Origin of the sequence: Bizionia saleffrena (assembly GCF_008086175.1) — a bacterium.
Classification (GTDB): Bacteria; Bacteroidota; Bacteroidia; order Flavobacteriales; family Flavobacteriaceae; genus Bizionia; species Bizionia saleffrena.
This window is the reverse complement of sequence record NZ_VSKM01000002.1, coordinates 66,512-87,529: the sequence shown is the minus strand read 5'-3', so window position 1 is coordinate 87,529 and position 21,018 is coordinate 66,512. Positions and strand designations below refer to the sequence as shown.

16 protein-coding genes and 1 riboswitch are annotated in these 21,018 nt (G+C 36.5%); of the genes, 5 read left to right on the top strand and 11 right to left on the bottom strand.

What is annotated here, in order from left to right:
- The first annotated feature begins 48 nt into the window (after positions 1-48).
- From ES676_RS02040 to ES676_RS02030, 3 genes are all read left to right on the top strand, one after another.
- Positions 49-2,355: a M1 family metallopeptidase gene (locus tag ES676_RS02040; protein ID WP_148368377.1), complete on the top strand. Its 2,307-nt coding sequence runs from the start codon at positions 49-51 to the stop codon at positions 2,353-2,355.
- 159 nt (positions 2,356-2,514) lie between these two features.
- Complete coding sequence (locus ES676_RS02035) at positions 2,515-5,013, top strand: sodium-translocating pyrophosphatase (RefSeq protein WP_148368376.1); 2,499 nt, start codon at positions 2,515-2,517, stop codon at positions 5,011-5,013.
- A 93-nt stretch (positions 5,014-5,106) separates the two neighbouring features.
- Positions 5,107-6,105, top strand: coding sequence for an App1 family protein (locus ES676_RS02030; protein WP_170234403.1), 999 nt, complete (start codon positions 5,107-5,109; stop codon positions 6,103-6,105).
- Positions 6,106-6,112: 7 nt separating this feature from the next.
- Here ES676_RS02030 and moeB read toward each other — a convergent pair whose 3' ends face one another.
- The 11 genes from moeB to ES676_RS01975 form a co-directional block, all read right to left on the bottom strand.
- Entirely contained in the window at positions 6,113-7,174 is a 1,062-nt protein-coding gene (gene moeB, locus ES676_RS02025) for a molybdopterin-synthase adenylyltransferase MoeB (RefSeq protein ID WP_148368375.1), read from the bottom strand.
- A 17-nt stretch (positions 7,175-7,191) separates the two neighbouring features.
- On the bottom strand, positions 7,192-8,322 hold the full coding sequence (thiH, locus tag ES676_RS02020) for a 2-iminoacetate synthase ThiH (RefSeq protein ID WP_148368374.1): 1,131 nt from the start codon (positions 8,320-8,322) through the stop codon (positions 7,192-7,194).
- Positions 8,315-9,088, bottom strand: coding sequence for a thiazole synthase (locus tag ES676_RS02015; protein ID WP_148368373.1), 774 nt, complete (start codon positions 9,086-9,088; stop codon positions 8,315-8,317). Before ES676_RS02015 ends, thiH begins: the two co-directional genes overlap by 8 nt.
- The gene (gene thiE, locus ES676_RS02010) at positions 9,078-9,737 is read right to left on the bottom strand and encodes a thiamine phosphate synthase (protein WP_148368372.1); all 660 of its coding nucleotides are present in this window, start codon (positions 9,735-9,737) and stop codon (positions 9,078-9,080) included. The genes ES676_RS02015 and thiE overlap by 11 nt, the downstream gene beginning before the upstream one ends.
- Positions 9,730-10,494, bottom strand: coding sequence for a hydroxymethylpyrimidine/phosphomethylpyrimidine kinase (locus ES676_RS02005; RefSeq protein ID WP_148368371.1), 765 nt, complete (start codon positions 10,492-10,494; stop codon positions 9,730-9,732). Before ES676_RS02005 ends, thiE begins: the two co-directional genes overlap by 8 nt.
- A complete protein-coding gene (locus ES676_RS02000) occupies positions 10,494-11,102 on the bottom strand; it encodes a thiamine phosphate synthase (RefSeq protein WP_148368370.1) in 609 nt (202 codons plus the stop codon). Before ES676_RS02000 ends, ES676_RS02005 begins: the two co-directional genes overlap by 1 nt.
- Positions 11,103-11,245: 143 nt before the next feature.
- Positions 11,246-13,105 (bottom strand): phosphomethylpyrimidine synthase ThiC, encoded by a 1,860-nt coding sequence (thiC, locus tag ES676_RS01995; RefSeq protein ID WP_148368369.1) that lies wholly within the window; start codon positions 13,103-13,105, stop codon positions 11,246-11,248.
- A gap of 49 nt (positions 13,106-13,154) precedes the next feature.
- On the bottom strand, positions 13,155-13,358 hold the full coding sequence (thiS, locus tag ES676_RS01990; RefSeq protein ID WP_148368368.1) for a sulfur carrier protein ThiS: 204 nt from the start codon (positions 13,356-13,358) through the stop codon (positions 13,155-13,157).
- Positions 13,359-13,455: 97 nt separating this feature from the next.
- Positions 13,456-13,548, bottom strand: a riboswitch (TPP riboswitch).
- A 67-nt stretch (positions 13,549-13,615) separates the two neighbouring features.
- Entirely contained in the window at positions 13,616-15,643 is a 2,028-nt protein-coding gene (ppk1, locus tag ES676_RS01985) for a polyphosphate kinase 1 (RefSeq protein WP_148368367.1), read from the bottom strand.
- Positions 15,644-15,711: 68 nt separating this feature from the next.
- On the bottom strand, positions 15,712-16,326 hold the full coding sequence (locus ES676_RS01980; protein ID WP_148368366.1) for a deoxynucleoside kinase: 615 nt from the start codon (positions 16,324-16,326) through the stop codon (positions 15,712-15,714).
- A 1-nt stretch (position 16,327) separates the two neighbouring features.
- Entirely contained in the window at positions 16,328-17,107 is a 780-nt protein-coding gene (locus tag ES676_RS01975) for a hypothetical protein (RefSeq protein ID WP_148368365.1), read from the bottom strand.
- 174 nt (positions 17,108-17,281) lie between these two features.
- On the opposite strand from ES676_RS01975, the gene ES676_RS01970 reads away from it, so the two are divergent.
- Together ES676_RS01970 and ES676_RS01965 are read left to right on the top strand one after the other, a co-directional pair.
- The gene (locus ES676_RS01970) at positions 17,282-18,196 is read left to right on the top strand and encodes a GLPGLI family protein (protein ID WP_148368364.1); all 915 of its coding nucleotides are present in this window, start codon (positions 17,282-17,284) and stop codon (positions 18,194-18,196) included.
- 26 nt (positions 18,197-18,222) lie between these two features.
- A complete protein-coding gene (locus ES676_RS01965; RefSeq protein WP_148368363.1) occupies positions 18,223-20,934 on the top strand; it encodes a carboxypeptidase regulatory-like domain-containing protein in 2,712 nt (903 codons plus the stop codon).
- The last annotated feature ends 84 nt before the right edge of the window (positions 20,935-21,018 follow it).

The window sequence follows — 21,018 nt, the reverse complement described above, 5'->3', positions numbered from 1 at the left end:
AATTTAAAATGTTAATTTCAAATTCTATTTTGAAAAAAAAATCAAACTATGCGTAATATTAAGTATTATTTCTTGTCATTTATGTTTGTGACTATCGGTGTTTTTGCTCAACAAGAGCAGCAAGACCAACGTGTACCTCAAGAGGGGCATACAAACAGCAATAAATTTAAACAACTCTACGAGGAGTTTTCTACTCCGAATATGTTTAGAGCGGCTTCTGGCGCACCAGGCCCTGCTTATTATCAGCAGCAAGCCGATTATAAAATGGACATTGTTTTAGACGATGACAAAGCAATACTTAGTGGTCAAGAAACGATTACTTATACCAATAATTCTCCAGAGACTTTAAATTATCTTTGGGTGCAATTAGATCAAAACGTAAGAGCTAAAGATTCTAAGTCGCCTTTAATTGAATCAAGTAAGGTTGCGCCAGTACAACAAGCTGCAAGTTTTGCTAAAAATCATTTGGCAGAAACGTTCGACGGTGGTTTTAACATTGAATCGGTTACCGATACTAACGGGAAACCTTTAACGCACATGATTAATAGAACAATGATGCGTGTTGAAGTGCCGAAATCTCTAAAGACAGGTGAAAAGTTCTCTTTTAATATTAAATGGTGGTACACTATTAACGACCACGTTAAAGATGGAGGACGTTCTGGGTTCGAGTATTTTCCGGAAGATGGTAATAGAACCTACGTAATTGCGCAGTTTTATCCAAGAATGGCTGTTTATAATGATGTCGAAGGATGGCAAAACTCTCAATTCTGGGGGCGTGATGAATTCGCTTTACCATTTGGGAATTTTGAAGTTAACATTACAGTGCCTGCAGATCATATCTTAGATGGAACCGGAAAGCTTACCAATAGAAAAGAAGTATTTTCGAAAGAAATGATGAAACGTTACGAGAAAGCAAAAAAGTCTTACGACGAGCCTGTTGTAATTGTAACGCAATCGGAAGCTGAACGCGCTGAAAAAAGTAAATCGAGTAAAACAAAAACGTGGAAACTATACGCAGAAAATGTGCGTGACTTTGGTTTTGCGTCATCAAGAAAATACATCTGGGATATGATGGCCGTTAAATTAGGAGATAGAGACGTTATGGCGGTGTCATTGTATGCTAAAGAAGGAAATCCGTTATGGGAAGATTGGTCTACAAAAGCAGTAGCTAGTACCTTAAAAACGTATTCTAGAATGACTTTCGATTATCCTTACCACAAGGCTATTTCAGTACACGCAAAACAACAAGGTATGGAATACCCAATGATTTGCTGGAATTATGGTCGTCCAGATAAGGACGGTAACTATAGTGATAGAACTAAATTTGGGATGATGAGTGTTATTATTCATGAAGTAGGACATAACTTTTTCCCAATGATTGTTAACAGTGACGAGCGCCAATGGACTTGGATGGACGAGGGTTTAAATACATTCGTACAATATGTAGCAGAACAAGATTTTGGAAAATGGCATCCTACAGCACTGTCTGAAGGGCAAACATCGTATCCTTCACGTCGTGGACCAGCAGCAAAAATTGTAGATTACATGGGTGGTGATCAAAATTATATCGCACCAATTATGACCAAAGGTTTAAATACATACCAATTTGGTAATAACGCCTACGGAAAACCAGGAACAGCCTTAAATATTCTTAGAGAAACTGTTATGGGTGAAGAGTTATTTGACTATGCTTTTAGAGAGTATGCCAACCGTTGGATGTTTAAACACCCAACACCTGAAGACTTTTTCCGTACAATGGAAGATGCTTCGGCATTCGATTTAGATTGGTATTGGAGAGGTTGGTTTTACTCGACAGATTACGTCGATATCGGAATTAAATCAGTGAAGAAATTCCACGTGTCTGCAACACCTAATAAAGAAGGTGCTGAAATTGCAGACCGTTATAATATAGATTCTAAAAGTTTAGTGTATTATATTGAAGAAGGTACGGAAGAATTTTCTGATGATTTGAAAAACAATAGAGACTTAGAAAACGACATCTCATCGTTAAAAGAGTATTTAATGGATAACTTCACGCCACAAGAAAGAGCTAAAATGGAGCAGCCTAAATACTTCTACGAGGTTACCTTTAATAAACCAGGCGGATTAGTAATGCCTGTAATTGTAGAATTTACTTATGCCGATGGTACAAGTAAAACTGAAAAATATCCGGCGCAAATATGGAGACTCAACGATAAAGAAGTGAGTAAAGTAATTGCTTCAGGAAAAGAAATTGTAAAAATAACTGTAGATCCTAAGTTAGAAACTGCAGATGTTGATACAGCAAATAATTCGTGGCCAAGAGAAGTGCAACAAAGCGAATTTGATGCTTTTAAAGACAAGACAAAAGATTAAATAGTACAGTCCTTAGTTTTTCAAAACCCACTCATTTCGAGTGGGTTTTTTAATGCGCAAAATTCTTTAGTTATTTAATTGTTAGTTAATTATTTGGTTTTACTATCACATTATTTTCCTACATTAGTGAGGTTATTAACTAATCAAACAACTAAAAATATGGAGTCAATGATGATTTATATGCCAATTGCTATGGCATTCTTGGGTTTAATTTATATGTGGATAAAGCGAACGTGGGTTTTAAAACAAGATGCTGGAGATGGTAAAATGAAAGAGATTTCAGATCACATTTATAAAGGAGCCCTCGCTTTTTTGGGCGCAGAATATAGGCTCCTAACCGTTTTTGTAATTATAGTTAGTGTGCTATTATTTATCGTTTCTCAAGTGGTCGATACGACACATTGGTTAATAGTTGTCGCCTTTATCTTTGGTGCTATATTTTCGGCTTTCGCTGGTAATATGGGAATGAAAATCGCTACAAAAACAAACGTAAGAACAACGCAAGCCGCAAAAACTAGTTTGCCAAATGCCTTAAAAATATCTTTTGGTGGTGGTACCGTAATGGGACTTGGTGTTGCAGGTTTAGCTGTATTAGGGCTGACGACATTCTTTATCTTTTTCTTTTATTTTTTTATGGATGGCGTTTGGATCTCAACCGATAAAATGACTATTGTTTTAGAAACCCTAGCAGGTTTTTCTCTAGGCGCAGAATCCATAGCCTTATTTGCGCGTGTGGGAGGCGGAATTTATACTAAAGCAGCCGATGTTGGTGCCGATTTAGTGGGTAAAATAGAGGCTGGAATCCCAGAAGACGATCCTAGAAATCCTGCAACTATTGCCGATAATGTAGGGGATAATGTGGGGGATGTTGCCGGAATGGGTGCCGATTTATTTGGGTCTTACGTGGCGACCGTGTTGGCCGCAATGGTATTAGGGAATTATGTAATTAAAGATATGGGTGGAAACATAGACGATGCTTTTGGAGGTATCGGTCCTATTTTACTACCAATGGCGATTGCAGGTGTAGGAATTATTATTTCTATTATTGGGACGATGCTCGTGAAAATTAAAAATAATGACGCTAAAGAAACTGAGGTTATGGGTGCCCTAAATATTGGAAATTGGACTTCGATTATTTTAGTAGCGATCGCCTGTTTTGGTTTGTGTTATTGGATGCTTCCAGAAAAAATGATGATGAATTATTTTGGAGAAGGTTTGAAGGAAATTTCTTCTATGCGGGTGTTTTATGCCACTTTAGTCGGTTTATTTGTGGGGGCTGTTATTTCTTCAGTAACTGAGTATTATACCGGTTTGGGTAAAAAACCAATCTTAAAAATTGTTGAACAATCAAGCACGGGGGCAGGAACAAATATTATTGCAGGTTTAGCAACGGGTATGATTTCTACGTTTCCTTCAGTATTGTTATTTGCAGCGGCAATCTGGACATCGTATGCCTTTGCAGGGTTTTATGGAGTGGCTTTGGCGGCTTCGGCGATGATGGCAACGACAGCAATGCAACTAGCGATAGATGCTTTCGGACCAATCTCAGATAATGCCGGTGGAATTGCCGAAATGAGCGAGCAAGAACCCATCGTTCGCCAACGCACAGATATATTAGATTCTGTAGGGAATACAACAGCTGCTACCGGAAAAGGATTTGCGATTGCTTCGGCAGCACTAACTTCTTTGGCTTTATTCGCGGCTTACGTAACGTTTACAGGAATCGACGGTATTAATATTTTTAAAGCACCAGTGTTAGCAATGCTATTTGTAGGTGGAATGGTTCCGGTTGTGTTTTCTGCTTTAGCAATGAATGCTGTAGGTAAAGCAGCAATGCAAATGGTGCAAGAAGTGCGTAGACAGTTTAGAGAGATCCCGGGAATTATGGAAGGTACAGGGAAACCAGAATACGATAAATGTGTCGATATTTCTACCAAAGCGTCTTTAAGAGAAATGATGTTACCCGGCTTGTTAACCATTGGTTTTCCTTTAGTTATTGCGTTTGTACCAATGGCGTTCGGTATGCACTCTTTAGATATTGCCGAAATGCTTGGCGGGTATATGGCAGGTGTTACGGTATCTGGTGTGTTGTGGGCAATTTTTCAAAATAATGCTGGCGGTGCTTGGGATAATGCAAAAAAATCATTTGAGGCTGGGGTAAAAATCAATGGTGTTATGACTTTTAAAGGGTCTGATGCTCATAAAGCCGCAGTTACTGGAGATACTGTCGGTGATCCGTTTAAAGACACGTCTGGGCCTTCAATGAATATTTTAATTAAACTAACGTGTTTAATCGGATTGGTAATTGCACCTATTTTAGGAGATCATTCGGATTCTGTTTCCGTTGAAAAACAACAAGAAGTTAATATCTGGATTGATGAAAATGGGGAAAAGCACGTTTTAGACGGCACAGAAACTGTGAAATTTATAAGTAAAGAAGAAGCAGCAGGAAATGTATCATCAAATAGTACGTATACGTCTGTAGAAATGACAAAAAATGAGACCAACAATATGGTTAAGGCTGTTGTAACTATAGAACGTAATATTAACGGTGAAACGCAAGTTGAAACTCAAGAATTTACGGGCACCGAGGATGAAGTAAGAAACCAGTTAAAAAAGGTAGAGGATTTTAAGATTAAAATAAAAGACAAACGCTAACCACGATTTAATATTTAGAAAAAAACCACAGGATATCCTGTGGTTTTTTTATGAAAAATGATATCTTCATTGTTTCGATCGATACCGATAAGTATGTTTAAAAAAGATCCTCTTCAAATTATAGCGTTCCAAAGTTATGGCACAAATACGCACTTCTATTTAAAAGGTAGAGCTCTCGAGGACGAAAATATAAACCTCGAAAATAAAACGTGGATTAATCTACTTATAAATTCTTATAAACGCTTAGAGGTTGATGAGGTTCGAAATACCACATTAGATATAAAACTACCAAACGGAAAAATCTTAAAAACAACCACCGATAATAAAGGGTATTTTAAGGTGAAAGCAGAACTGGTTGGTTTAGAATCTCTAACCAATAGTGAGGGATGGTTGCCTTGTCAAGTAAGCTATAGCGATGTTAATATTAAACGTAACATACAAAACAAGAATAGTTTTCCGGCTGAAATTTTAATACCCTCGTCTCAAGCTAACTTTGGTGTGGCCAGCGATATCGATGATACTATTTTGCATACTGGCGTCGTGTCCTTTTTAAAATGGCGACTAATAATTAATAGTATTTTTAAGTCGGCACTCGCACGTATACCTTTAGAAGGCGCTCCAGAGTTTTATCATTTACTACATCGTGGGATTTCAGGTGACGAAGCAAATCCTATTTTTTATGTGAGTCATAGTCCGTGGAATTTATACCGATACCTAAAACTCTTTTTGAAACAAAACGATTTTCCGAAAGGCCCTATTTTACTGCGGAATTTTGATAGTTTATTTAAAAAGAAAACTATTGACGAAAAACCTCAAAAGCAAAAGGAGATTGTAAATTTACTTGAAACATATCCCAATTTGCCTTTTATTTTAATTGGTGATAGTGGTGAGCACGACCCCGATATCTACATTGAAATTGCAGAATTATATCCCGATAGAATTAAAGCAATTTATTTAAGAAGTGTAAATCATAATAAGCGAATGGAACGTGTTAGAGGTCTTTTAGAAAATTATAAAACCACACCAGTGCTTTTGGTAGAATCTAGTAAGCAAGCCATAGCACACGCTAGATCTATTGGGTTTATTAAGTAGGCTTCTGCTAATAAAACAAGCCGCCTTTTAAATTTATGAGAGTGTTTTTTAGTCCTTTTTCTCTTAAAATATGAATAGCCATTTCGCTTCTCATTCCGGCTTTACAATACACTATAATATCTTTTTCAGTCTGTAATTCTTTAAATCGTCGGTCTAATTCCTGTAACGGAATATGTAAACCTCCAATATTAAAATGTTCGCGTTCTAAAGGCGTACGTACGTCTAATAATATAAAGGGGTCTTCTAATGTATTCAACTCCTTCAACGTAATTTCAGTAAGCGGTTTCGCTGTTATTCCGCAAAAAAGGTTATAATTGTCTTGTAAATGGTTAATTGTAACAGAATTGTCCTTTTTATAGTTTACAATAACCTGTTGCATCGTAAGCGTGTTGAAAGTGAGGAGTTTTTCAGTTAAAACGGTGCCAATACCACAAATTATTTTAATCACTTCATTCGCTTGTAAACTGCCAATAATTCCTGGTAAAATGCCTAAAACGCCAATTTCAGAACAGTTTGGAACTGTATTAGGTTCTGGAGGCGTTGGAAACAAACAACGATATGTAGGGCCGTTTTGATAATTGAAAACAGACACCTGCCCTTCGAATTTAAAAATAGATCCAAAAACAACTGGTTTATTAGTAAGTACGGCCGCGTCGTTAACTAAATAGCGTGTCGGAAAATTGTCGCTTCCGTCGACAATAATATCGTATAAACTAAATAGAGTTAAGGCATTTTTAGTTGATAGTCTTTCCGTGTAAACTTCAAAATTCACATACGGATTTAATCCCGATAATCTATTTGCGGCTACTTTAGCTTTGTGTTTGCCTATGTCGTTATGTGTGTATAACACTTGACGTTGTAAGTTGCTTTGCGAAATCGTATCGTCGTCTATTATTCCAATTTTTCCAACGCCAGAGGCTGTTAAATATTGTAAAATAGGACAGCCTAAACCACCAGCGCCAATGACTAAAACGCTAGATTGTTTTATTTTTTCTTGACCAGAAAGGCCTATTTCATCTAAAATAAGATGGCGATTATATTGTTGTTCTTCGCCGTGCTGTAAAGTCATTTGTTATTTAATTTAACTTAATTATGTTTATTTGGTGCCAGTGAAAACGTTTCCCAGTCTTTCCAAACGACTTCAAAATCTTTTTCTTTTAACATCGCAGTTATGGTTTCTGTACTACGATCGTCAGAGATCTCAAACTGTTCTAAAGATTCTGGTTCTACAACATAACCACCAGGATTTGTTTTAGATTCGGCACTCATAGAAGTGATACCAAAATTGATAATGTTATTTCTGAACTTTTCGCTTTCTCTAGTGGAAATCGACAATTCTACATCTTCATCTAACAATCGATAGGCGCAAATTAGCTGTGCTAAATCAGCATCTTCCATAATGACTTTAGGTTCCAAACCTCCAGAGTGCGGTCGCAATCTAGGAAATGAAATAGAGTATTTAGTTTGCCAATAGGTCTTTTGCAAATACTGTAAATGTAAAGCGGTGTAAAAACTGTCTGCTCTCCAATCTTCTAAACCAAATAAAGCGCCTAAACCAATTTTATGAACTCCTGCTTTTCCTAAGCGATCTGGGGTTTCTAAGCGGTAATAAAAATTAGATTTTTTGCCTTTAGGGTGGTGTTTTTTATACTCTTCTTTGTGGTAAGTTTCTTGGTAAACTAAAACTGCATATAGGCCGTTTTTAGACAATAGTTCGTAGTCATTTTGGTCTAATGGTTGTACTTCTATGGTAATGTTTGCAAACTCTTTATTAAGGAGTTTAATCGCCTTATTTATGTAATCGACACCAACGGTTTTGTTAGCTTCTCCAGTAACCAAAAGAATGTGATTGTAGCCTTTATTTTTTAAGAAATTAGCTTCTTTTAAAATCTCGACATCGGTTAGTGTGCGTCTAGGTATTTTATTGGTTACACTAAAACCGCAATAGGTACAAATGTTTTGGCACTCGTTACTTAAATACATTGGGGCAAACATTTGCATTGTATTCCCAAAGCGTTTTTTAGTTAATGCGCTACTCAATTGCGCCATTTGCTCTAAATAGGGGGCCGCAGCTGGCGAAATTAAAGCTTTAAAATCTTCTAGTGTGCGCTTGTTATTATGTAAAGCCGTTTCTACATCTTCACTAGTTTTGCTGTAAATATCGGCGACTATAGTGTCCCAATCCTGACGGTTAAAAAGCGATGTAAAGCTATGCATTCAAAAAAGAGGTGAGAGGAGAACTTGCTTCGGCGGTATGTTTTGTTGGTGCTAATTTGGCAGTGTATGCTAAACGACCAGCTTCTACCGCAAGTCTAAAAGCATTCGCCATAGCTATTGGGTTTTTAGAGACTGCAATTGCGGTATTTACTAAAACAGCATCTGCGCCTAATTCCATTGCGTATGCCGCGTGAGAGGGAGCGCCAATACCAGCATCTACAATTACAGGAACGTTACTTTGAGCGATAATTATTTCTAAAAAATCCACTGTCTTCAAACCTTTGTTACTGCCTATGGGTGCGCCCAATGGCATTACGCACTGTACGCCAACATCTTCTAATCGCTTACATAAAACAGGGTCTGCGTGTATATATGGCATAACTACAAAACCTTGCTTTACCAATTCTTCTGCGGCTTTTAATGTTTCTATGGGATCTGGTAATAAATATTTTTGATCGGGATGAATTTCTAATTTCACCCAATTGGTTTCTAAAGCTTCACGCGATAATTGAGCGGCAAAAACAGCTTCTTTCGCTGTGCGAACACCCGATGTGTTTGGTAGTAAATGAATTCTAGAATGATTTAAATGTGATAAAATGTCGTCATCTTCATTAGCGATATCTACACGTTTTAAAGCCACGGTAACCAACTCACTTTCTGAGGCTACTATCGCGTCTTTCATTACAGTTGAAGAACTAAATTTTCCTGTGCCTGTAAACAAACGTGAGGTAAAGGTTTTATCTCCTATTTTTAAACTATTGTTCATCGTTTTCCTTTTTGTCAAATGTGTAGCGCTGCTCTAATGTCGGGCCATTTATTATTTCATTTAACGCGTTAATGTTATTGAAATCTCTGGTAATTTCTCCTGAAACAGCAATACCATAAACACCCGTGTTTACTATATCGGCCACGTTTTGTAATGTAATGCCACCAATGGCAATAATTGGAGTGTCTGTTTTTAACGTCTTTAAAATATTTTGGTAGCCTTCTATTTCTAGAATCGGACTTAAATTTGTTTTTGTAGACGTCAATTTAAACGGCCCAAGACCGATATAATCTACTCCTTTTTTTATTAGGTTTTCGCAATCTTCTAACGTGTTGGCTGTACCGCCAATACTATAAAATTTGCCTAAGTAATCACGAACTTCAATTGGGCAAGCGTCATTTGTTCCTAAATGTACGCCGTCTGCTCTTACTTCCTTCGCAATTTTATAATGGTCGTTAATTATTAAACGGGTTTGGAAATGCGCCGTTAATTCTCTTGCTTTTAATGCTGTTTTTAGTAAAGTCTCTTCGTTCACGTCTTTTAAGCGCAACTGAATCCAATCGGCGCCAGATGAACAGGCTTTTTGTATGTTTTCTAAATGAATTTCTGGAGTGTCTCCTTGTGTTATATAATGTAATTTGCTAATCATTAAAGTTGTAATTATGGGTTCCTAAAAGGGATGTATTCGAGTTTAAAAAGGCTTCGGTGTATAGTTTTGCTAATTTGCAAGCATCTTCTAATACCATGTTTTTTACAGTATTTGAAGCTAAAGCCGCAGATAAAACACAACCGCTGCCGTGTTTTTGATGTATTGACGTTGCCGTTGGCGGAATGTTGAGTTGTACAATTTTATTATAATACACTTCGTCCCAACCTATTTTGTCTTTTCGGTGACCGCCTTTTAAATATATATTAGTTTTTTCCGAAATGTATGAAATAGTATCTTCAATCGTTTTGTCTGGGAATAAAGCGTGTATTTCTTCGTAATTTGGTGTGATAAAATAACAGCTGTTTAATATTTCTGAAAGGGTCTCTAAGTTTGATGAATCGTGAAAATGATAACCAGCACTTGCTTTTAAAATAGGGTCTAAAATAATTTTAATTTCTGGGTTTAATCGTTTTAAAGTTTTAGTAATGTCGTGTAAAACCTCCCAGGATTTAACTATTCCTATTTTTACTACGGAAATAGTAAAGCGTTCGAAAAGTATTTCAATTTGTGAAATAATAACCGCGCTATCCATCCAAATGCAATCTTTAAAAGTCGTATCGTTTTGAATGGTTACTGCCGTGCACACCGATAAACCGTAAAGATTATGGACTTCAAACGTTTTTATATCTGAAGTGATTCCGGCGCCGCTTGAAGGATCGAAACCGGCAATACTTAATATGTATGGTTTTTGAGTCATTATTTGCGTTGCTTTTGAAGCTGCTCTAGCGTGTTTTTAATTCCTAAAAAGGCCTCAAGGGGGTGTTCTGCATTCCAGACACCACCTAAAACACCAACACCTTTATAACCTAACTGCAGCGTTTTTTCTATAGTTTCTGAATTAATACCACCCATACCAATTATAAATTTATCTATTCCTGTAACATTAAACCCCTTGCCTTCGTATCCTTTTTTTGAGATTGAAGAAAACACCGGACTTAGTAAATGATAATCGAATTCAAATTCGCAGTCTTCGACGTCCTTAGGATCGTGAAAAGAGCTACTCATTGTTTTGCCGACCATCTGTAAGGTGTTAAAATAACCTTTTCCATTTTCTAAAACATCAATTCTTTTTTGTTCTTGAAAGTGAATACCTTTTAAATTGAAGGTGTTTACTAACTCGTGAAAAAAATGAATGACAATACGATTGTGATATTGCGGTTCTATTAGGTTTAAGAAAGTGATGTGTTCATCGATATTTTTAGAGGGTTTTCTTAAATGATAATGCTCTAAACCGGCCTTAAATAACAGATGAAGCGTGTCTATTTCGTTAGTAATATCTTCTTCGGGTGCTATAAGTACAATCATTTTTATAGTTGAAATTTTATAGTTTTAGATTTGGCATAAGTTAGGGATTGTAGTGACATCCTTTTGCTTTTTTCTGCAAAAGATATAACGGAAAGCCCGCCTTCGCCTTTTCTTAAAAAAGGCGAAGGAACTTCCATATTATTTTATAAGTAAACTTTGGATCCGTTATCTTTAAATTCTTGAGATTTTTCGTCCATTCCTTTGGCAAACACTTCGTCTCCTCTTATTTCGTTAACGGCAGCAAAATCGCGTACTTCCTGAGAAATTTTCATCGAACAGAATTTTGGTCCGCACATAGAGCAGAAATGGGCTATTTTTGCCCCATCGGCAGGCAAGGTTTCATCGTGATACTCTCGGGCCAATTCGGGGTCTAAAGCCAAATTAAATTGGTCTTCCCAACGAAACTCAAATCGCGCTTTGCTCAGTGCATCGTCTCTATGTTGCGCACTTGGATGTCCTTTTGCAAGATCGGCGGCATGGGCCGCTAATTTATAAGTGACAACTCCTGTGCGTACATCGTTTTTGTTAGGTAAGCCCAAGTGTTCTTTTGGTGTGACGTAGCACAACATTGCGCAACCAAACCAGCCTATCATAGCCGCACCAATACCAGAGGTAATGTGGTCGTAACCCGGTGCAATATCTGTGGTTAGTGGACCCAATGTGTAAAAAGGAGCTTCGTCGCAAACCTCCAATTGTTTGTCCATATTGGCTTTTATCATATGCATTGGCACGTGTCCGGGACCTTCTATAAAAGTTTGCACATCGTGTTTCCAGGCAATTTTTGTAAGCTCTCCTAAGGTTTCTAACTCGGCAAACTGTGCTTCGTCATTAGCGTCTGCAATACAACCCGGACGTAAACCGTCTCCTAAAGAAAAGGCAACATCGTAGGCTTTCATAATCTCACAAATCTCTTCAAAATGCGTGTATAAAAAGCTCTCTTTATGATGTGCTAAGCACCATTTTGCCATAATAGAACCACCACGAGATACGATACCGGTAATACGTTTTACTGTCATTGGTACGTAACGCAAACGCACGCCCGCGTGAATGGTGAAATAATCGACGCCTTGCTCTGCTTGCTCAATTAGGGTATCGCGGAAAATCTCCCAGGTTAAATCTTCGGCAGCGCCATTTACCTTTTCTAAAGCTTGGTAAATAGGTACGGTGCCAATGGGTACTGGTGAGTTGCGCACAATCCACTCGCGGGTTTCGTGAATATTTTGCCCGGTAGACAAATCCATAATATTATCTGCTCCCCAACGGCATGCCCAAACGGCTTTTTCTACCTCTTCTTCAATAGATGAGGTTGTGGCCGAATTACCAATATTGGCGTTTATTTTAACTAAGAAGTTACGACCTAGAATCATAGGTTCGGCTTCGGGGTGGTTTATATTACTTGGTAAAACTGCGCGGCCGCGAGCGATCTCGTCTCTAACAAATTCTGGTGTGATTTTCGCAGGAATACTGGCTCCAAAATCTTGACCTGGATGTTGGACAGATAAGCGTGTGATTTCTTCTATACGTTGGTTTTCGCGAATGGCAACATATTCCATTTCTGGAGTAATAATCCCTTTTTTTGCATAATGCATTTGCGATACATTTTCGCCTTTTTTCGCACGCATTGGATTTTTTAATTGTCCGAAACGCAAGTGGTCTAAGCTCTTATCGTTTAAGCGCTCGTTGCAGTATTGAGACGAAAAACTGTTTAATTGCTCAACGTTACCGCGGTCTAAAATCCATTGTTCACGGATACGTTCTATTCCGTTATGTACATTAACGTCCTTATTGGGATCTGTGTAGGGACCGGAAGTATCGTAAATAGTTACAGGTTCGTTTGGAATGTGTTTTTTTGTTAGTGAATCTACCGTATCACTTAGTGCAATTTCTCGCATTGCCACTTTAATTTCAGGAAATAATTTACCGGCAATATACACTTTTTTTGAGCTAGGAAAGGGGTGTCTTGTAATACCGTTTTGTTTGGGTGCGGTGTCTTTTTTTTTCATAATGATGTAAGAGGTTACGATTTTTAAATTTTAAAAATAGCTTTAGGAATTAACCGCCTTGTGTTGCCTTTATGATTAAAAGGGCATCTGTATTTGCGAGTGTTGTTTTAGGCCACTTACTTTTTTGAATGATGTTATTGTTTATTGCAATAGCAATTCCGTTTTGAGAAATTTCAAGTTGGGTTAACACCTCGAATAAAGTGATGGATTGTGGAAAGGAATGTTTTTTTTCGTTTACTGTAATAGTTACCATAGTTTCTTAATTCTTTAAGTTAAAAGAATAGACTAAGTTGTATGATAGTAGTACACAAGAAAATTGCAAAAAGTGAAATACGTTCACAGAAAATGAACATATTAAATCAACTTTTCCCTACGTTGGTATGAGCCAAATCAGGTTCTAAGGTTATTTCTCAAACTATTTCTAGTTACTCCTAAAGTCTATGTGGTAAATGTAATAAATTAACTCTGATAAAGCGTTATAAAATGTAAACTCTAGCAGAATTGATAGTTTTAATTGTCGCTAATTTTTTTGAAATAGGCGTAAGTGGCTAGTTGTGACTGCACTAATGGGTTGTTGTTTGTAACGTAGTCATTCTTTTGTTCGGGATCTATAATTCTAGCTTTAACATTGTCGGCCAATTGAATATCTAATACGTCTTTTACAATTCTATAATTATCAGGGTCTAAAACAGGAGCGATAACTTCTATACGATGCGATAAGTTACGGGTCATCCAATCGGCAGAACCGATATATAATTTGGCGTCACCATCGTTTCCGAATAAATATACGCGACCGTGCTCTAAAAAGCGGTCTAAAATACTCGTGATTGTAATATTGTCACTTTGATCTTTTATTCCCGGCACTAGGCTGCAAATGCCGCGAATTAATAATCGGATTTTTACACCAGCATTGCTCGCTTTATAAAGCAGCTGAATCATTTTTTTATCTTGAAGGCTGTTCATTTTTAAAATTATAGCCCCCTCTTTTCCTGCATGAACTAAAGCAATTTCATTTTCTACTAATCGCGAAAACATATGTCGCGATGTAAATGGAGAGATTAATAATCTTTTAGCTTTTGGTACAATTAAAACACCTTCGAGCACTAAGAATACACGGTTAAGCTCTTTACACATTTTTTTATTTTGAGTCATCAACCCGAAATCTGTGTATAGTTTTGCTGTTTTTTCGTTGAAATTTCCTGTGGCAATATAGCTGTAAGCTTTAAGTTCGCCCTCGACTTCTCGCTCTATATATAAAATTTTTGAATGTACTTTAATTCCAGGGTAGCTATAAATGACTTTTGCTCCGTTTTCTGAAAATATCTTGCCCCATTTTAAATTATTGTCTTCATCGAAACGTGCTTTAGCTTCAATAAAAACGACAACCTTTTTACCGTTTTTCGCGGCTTTTGCAATGGCGGTATTTAATCGCGAGGTTTTGGCTAAGCGATACAGTGTCATTTTAATGGTTTTTACTTTTGGATCGTCTGCGGCTTCTTCCAATAATTTTATAACCGGTTCGAACGATTGATATGGATAGTGTATAAGTTGATCTTTAGCATCAATAGCTTTAAATACCGAGTCGTATTCGCTAAGTAATTTATGTGGTAACGGTTCTAAAACCGTGTTAGATAGTTGCTTGTTCGTAGGGTTAGGAAAACGGAAAAAATCCTTAAAGTTATGATAAACACCACCAAGAATAATATCGGTATTATAGATGTCTAGCGTCTTTTTTAATACCGCCAATAAATTCTTTGGGGCATTAGAGTCAATGAGTACACGTGTTGCTTGACCTGTTTCTCTTTTAGGAAGTGCGTCTTTAATTTTCTGCATTAAATTACCTGAGAATTCGTCTTCAATGTATAACTCGGCATCACGGGACAACTTCAAGGCGTAATAGATATTGCTATTTTCTTTGAATAGATTGTGTTTTAAAATATCGTCTATAAACGTAATATAAAAGGTGTCGTTATCTGAAGGAAATACGTAAAAACGAGATTCTTTACTGGGGATTTCTACCATTTCAATTAAAGAATCGTCTTTTAAACACGCGAGATAAGAAGCTTCATTTTTTGCAAATATAGAATCCTTTAGCGTTGCTTCTCCCGTTTGCGTGTCAATGTTATCTTTTAAAACGGTTTGGTAATAGTCTTCGGCTTGTTTCTTTTGTTCGGAAGAAAACGCGTTATAATCTATTAAATGAATGTTTTCGGCTTTTAAATCGGGAATAATTTCATTGTAAAAAGCATCACCAAATTCTTTTTGTTGACTGTTAACTTGCTTTTTAATTTCCTCTAAAACCTTATTAGGTTGGGTAACCAGTTTTTTACGGAGCGGTTTTTCTAGATCTTTTACTTGTCTAATATCAGAGACACGCACCTTAAAAAACTCGTCTAAATTAGACGAGAAAATGGCTAAAAACTTAATGCGCTCGTAAAGCGGATTGTTTTTATCTCTAATTTCTTGTAAAACGCGGTGGTTAAATCTTAGCCACGACAGATCTCTATGGTAATATTTGGAATTGTAAAGCTTGCTCATCAATGAATAGAATAATGAGCAATTTAAGAGATTAGAAATAAAATAATGTAAGAATTTTGTTAACTTATTTAGAATAATCCGTTTATTTGGGCATCAATCTTATTGAGGATAAGACCTAAATCTTCAGGGTTATCTACAAAATCAAGATTGTCAACGTCAATAATTAATAAATTCCCTTTATCGTAACCCGAAATCCACGCTTCGTAGCGTTCGTTAAGTCTGCTTAAATAATCAATACTAATTGAATTTTCATAATCGCGACCACGTTTGTGGATCTGTGAGACTAAGTTAGAAATCGAACTGCGTAAATAGATTAATAAGTCTGGACCCTGAACAAAGCTTTCCATAAGATTAAAGAGCGACCTGTAATTTTCGAAATCACGATTTGTCATTAGGCCCATAGCGTGTAAGTTGGGAGCGAAAATATGTGCGTCTTCGTAAATGGTTCTGTCTTGAATAATGTCTTTACCGCTTTCTCTAATTTGTGCGATTTGTCGGAAACGGCTATTTAAAAAATACACTTGCAAATTAAAACTCCAGCGTTCCATTTGATTATAGAAATCATCCAAATAAGGGTTATCTACAACGTCTTCTAATTGAGCTTCCCATTTGTAATGTTTTGCTAGTAAAGTTGTGAGCGTCGTTTTTCCTGCGCCAATATTTCCGGCAATTGCAACGTGCATATTATTTTATTTTTAGTTGGTACTGGTAAAGAAATTTACCGTCGTAAATATAGAGGATTCCGTTGGTTAGAAAAAACTGTTTTATTAACAAATTTGGGATCTGTATTTCTTCTCTGTTTTCAGGTTTTTGAGTTAAATATAACAGTTTATCGACTTTTTCTATAATAATATTTTCGTCGCTTTCTGAAATAGATAAAAACCCTTCATTTTTTATTTTGTAGATCAAGCTACCAAAATAGCTGTATTTGTATAAAAAGTTTTCAGTAAGTAACCAGCACGCGTTATAATTACTGGTAAAATCTAAGACAGCGCTCTGCACAGGTTGGGTGGTGGCGCGTGTATTGTTGGTTTTATAATCGTATACTTCTAGCTGTTGCAAATCTTGATTGAAAATCCAAATGGTCGTGTCACTTCCCGTCGAAATATGGGTGACGTTTTTATAATTTTTATTGCTGTTAAAATCAATTTTGTAAACTTCGGCCAATCTATTGTCTAATATAATAACCGTATTAAAAGCCTGGTAAAACAAATTTATTTTTAAAGGATTAAAGGTGTTAGCCGAAGTGATATTGCCTAATTGAATGTTGCTGTAAGTGGTTTCTTTATCGCCATCATTTTTAATAAAAACATTATTCTTGGTATAATATAAGGCATTAAAAGCATCTATTCCTATCAGATAATCGGCGTTAATTTTAGATTTTTTTACAAATGAAGTACTCAGCGTTACTTGGCCAAAGCAAGTCGCGGAAAGCAAAAATAGAATGTATACAGCGTGTTTCATATCGGTTTGAAAAGTACAAAAACTAAACTGTAATTTATTATTTATTTAAGTGGTCTCGCATTGAAGCCAAAAGCGATTTCTAAATTTTAAGATTTATTTAACATAAATAAATTTAACATTTGTGCATTATAGTCGTCTTACTTTAGAATAGAAACCTATTAAATCAACTTTAAAATGAACAACTTACGCTCAAAACTATTTAAAACAACCGCTTGCTGGCTTGCTATTTTTGCTTCGACAGTAACGCTGGCGCAACAAGACTTTCAGGGTGTTGCAACGTATCAATCTAAAACCACTATAGATCTAGATAAATGGGGAGGAGAGAAAATGAGTCCGGAACGTAAAAAGATGATTATGGAGCGTATGAAAAGTATGTTCGAAAAGACTTTTATTTTAACTTTTAATAGAACAGAATCCACTTATAAAGAAGAAGAGAAGCTAGGAGCTCCTGGTAGTGGTGGGGGTTTTGGTGGAATGATGGGCAGTTTTACACCGGGCATACAATACAAAAATGTAAAGGATGGCGAGTTCTTGCAAGATCAAGAGTTTTTTGGAAAACAGTTTTTAATAAAAGACAAACTCGAAAAATTAGAGTGGAAAATGACGGGTGAGACTAAGCAAATTGGTCAGTATATGTGTATGAAAGCGACGGCTATTAAAAAGGTAGATGAAATGGATTTCTCTAATATGAGACGTAAGAATAGAGATAAAGAAGACAAAGAGGAGCAAGATGAAAAAGTAAAAGATTCGTCCGAAACCGCTAGCAACGACGCGCCTAAAGATATGATGGACGAGATCGAAATCCCTGAAGACATTGAAGTTGTTGTGTGGTACACAATGCAGATACCAGTAAATCAAGGTCCGGGAGAATTCTGGGGATTACCAGGATTAATTTTAGAAGCAAGTTCTGGACGTACAACTGTTTTATGTTCTAAAATTGTTTTAAACCCCGGCGAAAAAGAAGAGATTAAAAAACCGACTAAAGGTAAAGAAGTCACAAAACAAGAATATACCGACATTGTAAAGCAAAAGGTAGAAGAAATGCGCGAGATGTATGGTGGTAGAAATCGTGGACAACGCAGAAACTAATAGGAGCTAACAACAGCAACAAAACGATGAAAAGAAACCTAATTCTGTTACTTTTATTGGTAACAAGTGTAACTTTTGCACAAGTAAAATTTGAGGGTACCGTAAAAGATAGTATTGGTACGCCTTTAGAATTAGCCAATGTGGTGGCTATAAACCAAACCACAAAAATTATGGATGCTTACGGCATTACCAATGCCGACGGAAAATATAAATTATCCTTAGAAAAAAACACAACCTATAGCATTCAAATTAGCTATATCGGTTTTAAAACCGAACTGCGTGTAATTGCAGTAAAAGAAGATAATATACAGCTCGATTATATTCTGCAAACCGATACTTCGTTAGATGAGGTTGAAATTGTATATGAAATGCCAGTCACTGTAAAAGGAGATACTATTATTTATAATGCCGATTCTTTTAAAAACGGTACCGAAAGAAAGCTAGAAGACATTCTTAAAAAATTACCCGGTGTTGAAGTTAATGCCGATGGTGAAATAGAAGTAGAAGGTAAGAAGGTCACTAAAGTAATGGTAGAAGGAAAAGATTTTTTCGATGGCGATTCTAAGCTGGCGACAAAAAATATTCCGTCTAATGCCGTAGATAAAGTACAGGTTTTAAAAAACTATTCTAGCGTTGGGCAGCTAAGCGGCGTGACCAATAATCAAGATAATATTGCTATTAATATAAAGCTAAAAGAAGGTAAAGGCGCTTTTTGGTTTGGTACTGTAACTGCTGGCGGTGGGGATTCAGAAAATAATAGTTTGTACTTATTGCAACCTAAACTGTTTTTCTACAGTCCAGAATATAGTATCAATCTTATTGGCGATTTAAATAATATTGGCGAGGTGGCATTCTCACGTAGAGATTATTTTAATTTTACCGGTGGTTTTAAAATGCCAAGTCAAAGTAGTGGTACCAACCTTAATTTAGGAAATAATAACCTTGGGTTTTTAGCACTTCAAAATAATAAAGCCAAAGATATAAACACCAAGTTTGGGGCCGCTAATTTTAGTATGTCTCCTAATAAAGCACTTGATCTTAGCGGTTTTGCTATTTTTTCAAACTCCAGAGTACAGTTGCAGGAAAATAATTTTGTGCAATATACAGATGAAGATTTTAATATTCCAAACGAAAGCACAGCAAGTACAACCAAGCAAAGTAGCGATTTAGGAATGTTGAAATTAAGTGCTAAATATAAGCCAAATGCTAATAATCAATTGGATTACGATATTCTGGGACGCGTGTCTAAAGAAACACAAAATCAGAATTTCTTGTCTTCAGAAATTGGTAATATAAACCAAGTGGAAAACACGAAACCGTATAGCATCAATCAAAATATAAACTACTATTATACAGCAAACGAGAACAATATTTTCGCTTTTTCGGGTCAGCATTTACTGCAAGACGAAGATCCTTTTTACAACGCTTTTTTAGAAGATAAAACCAATTATAACGACACGGCAAACGGGTTGGGCTTAGATAATATGCAAGTGGGTTACGATATTGCTCAAGAAAAGCGCGTAAAATCGAATCAGTTAGATGTGAAATTAGATTATTGGAATGTCCTCAATACAAAAAGTAACATCAATTTTACGTTAGGAACCATTTACAGTCAGCAAGATTTTAATTCTAATCTGTTTCAATTTCTAGACGACGGTAGCGCCTTTAACCCGACGCCAACACTAAACGACGGGCGCGATGAAAACGATACAAAATACACCTTTAACGATGTGTACTTAGGTGCGCATTATAGATTCATTACAGGTAAATTTACGTTTACTCCGGGGCTTTCAGCGCACGCCTACAGTTCTGAAAACGCACAATTTGGTGCCGATTATAAAAACACATTTACACGCGTTTTGCCCGATTTCAATATGCGAATACAATTAAAAAAGAGCGAACAGTTAGTTTTAAATTATAGTATGCAAACCGAATTTACAGACGTTACAGATTTGGCTCGCGGTGTGGTCTTAAACAATTATAATGCCTTAAGTATTGGTAACCCAGAGTTAGAAAGTGCGTTGGCGCACGCTGTTAATTTAACGTATTTCAGCTTCAATATGTTTAATTATACCAATGTGTTCGCCAACGTAGGCTACACAAAAAATATAGACCGTATTCGTAGTGCTTCTAATTTTGCACCCGGCAGTGTTATTAGTGTGAGCTCCCCTTTTAACTCCGATTTCGCCGATGAAAGCATTACTATAACGGGACGTTTTCAGCGGTCTTTTGGTAAATTAAAAGCCACGGTAAGCGGTAATTTTAATTACGCAAAATTCAATCAGTTTATAAATAGCAAAGTATCTACAAACGAAAATTACACACAAACGTACAGTGTAGGGTTTAGCAGTAATTACCGCACGGCACCAAATTTCGATATCGGCTACCGCTTAACACTTCAAGATAACGATCAAGGCGCTACGCGCTCTAAGTTTTACACCCACGCGCCCTCTATAGATTTTGATGCGCTAATTTTAAAACGCTTCACGTTTAGAACAGATTACACGTTCAACGATTTTAGAAATCAGGAAGAATCTATCAATAATTACGAGTTTTGGAACGCCTCGTTATCGTATCGAAAAACAAAGGATAGTAAATTCGAATACGAAGTGAAAGCCACTAATATTTTAGATACGAAATCACAAAATAACACGAGTACCAGCGCCTTTTCGGTGAGTACAACAGAGTATTTTATACAACCGCGATTTGTAACTTTTAGAGTTATTTATAGTCTGTAGTTTTTGGGTGTTACCCTAAAGGGTCGCGTTTTCGCTACTCACTCTTTTTACAAAAAAGTAAAAAGGAGTTCAAACAGACCGCTC

Coding starts and splice junctions, on each gene's coding strand:
- ES676_RS02000 (WP_148368370.1), bottom strand. CDS start 11,102: ATGATTGTACTTATAGCACCCGAAGAAGATATTACTAACGAAATAGAC.
- ES676_RS02005 (WP_148368371.1), bottom strand. CDS start 10,494: ATGACTCAAAAACCATACATATTAAGTATTGCCGGTTTCGATCCTTCA.
- thiS (WP_148368368.1), bottom strand. CDS start 13,358: ATGGTAACTATTACAGTAAACGAAAAAAAACATTCCTTTCCACAATCC.
- ES676_RS01965 (WP_148368363.1), top strand. CDS start 18,223: ATGAAAAGAAACCTAATTCTGTTACTTTTATTGGTAACAAGTGTAACT.
- thiE (WP_148368372.1), bottom strand. CDS start 9,737: ATGATTAGCAAATTACATTATATAACACAAGGAGACACTCCAGAAATT.
- ES676_RS01975 (WP_148368365.1), bottom strand. CDS start 17,107: ATGAAACACGCTGTATACATTCTATTTTTGCTTTCCGCGACTTGCTTT.
- ES676_RS02040 (WP_148368377.1), top strand. CDS start 49: ATGCGTAATATTAAGTATTATTTCTTGTCATTTATGTTTGTGACTATC.
- ppk1 (WP_148368367.1), bottom strand. CDS start 15,643: ATGAGCAAGCTTTACAATTCCAAATATTACCATAGAGATCTGTCGTGG.
- ES676_RS01970 (WP_148368364.1), top strand. CDS start 17,282: ATGAACAACTTACGCTCAAAACTATTTAAAACAACCGCTTGCTGGCTT.
- ES676_RS02015 (WP_148368373.1), bottom strand. CDS start 9,088: ATGAACAATAGTTTAAAAATAGGAGATAAAACCTTTACCTCACGTTTG.
- ES676_RS02035 (WP_148368376.1), top strand. CDS start 2,515: ATGGAGTCAATGATGATTTATATGCCAATTGCTATGGCATTCTTGGGT.
- ES676_RS02030 (WP_170234403.1), top strand. CDS start 5,107: ATGTTTAAAAAAGATCCTCTTCAAATTATAGCGTTCCAAAGTTATGGC.
- thiH (WP_148368374.1), bottom strand. CDS start 8,322: ATGCATAGCTTTACATCGCTTTTTAACCGTCAGGATTGGGACACTATA.
- thiC (WP_148368369.1), bottom strand. CDS start 13,105: ATGAAAAAAAAAGACACCGCACCCAAACAAAACGGTATTACAAGACAC.
- moeB (WP_148368375.1), bottom strand. CDS start 7,174: ATGACTTTACAGCACGGCGAAGAACAACAATATAATCGCCATCTTATT.
- ES676_RS01980 (WP_148368366.1), bottom strand. CDS start 16,326: ATGCACGTTGCAATTGCCGGAAATATTGGCGCAGGAAAAACGACGCTC.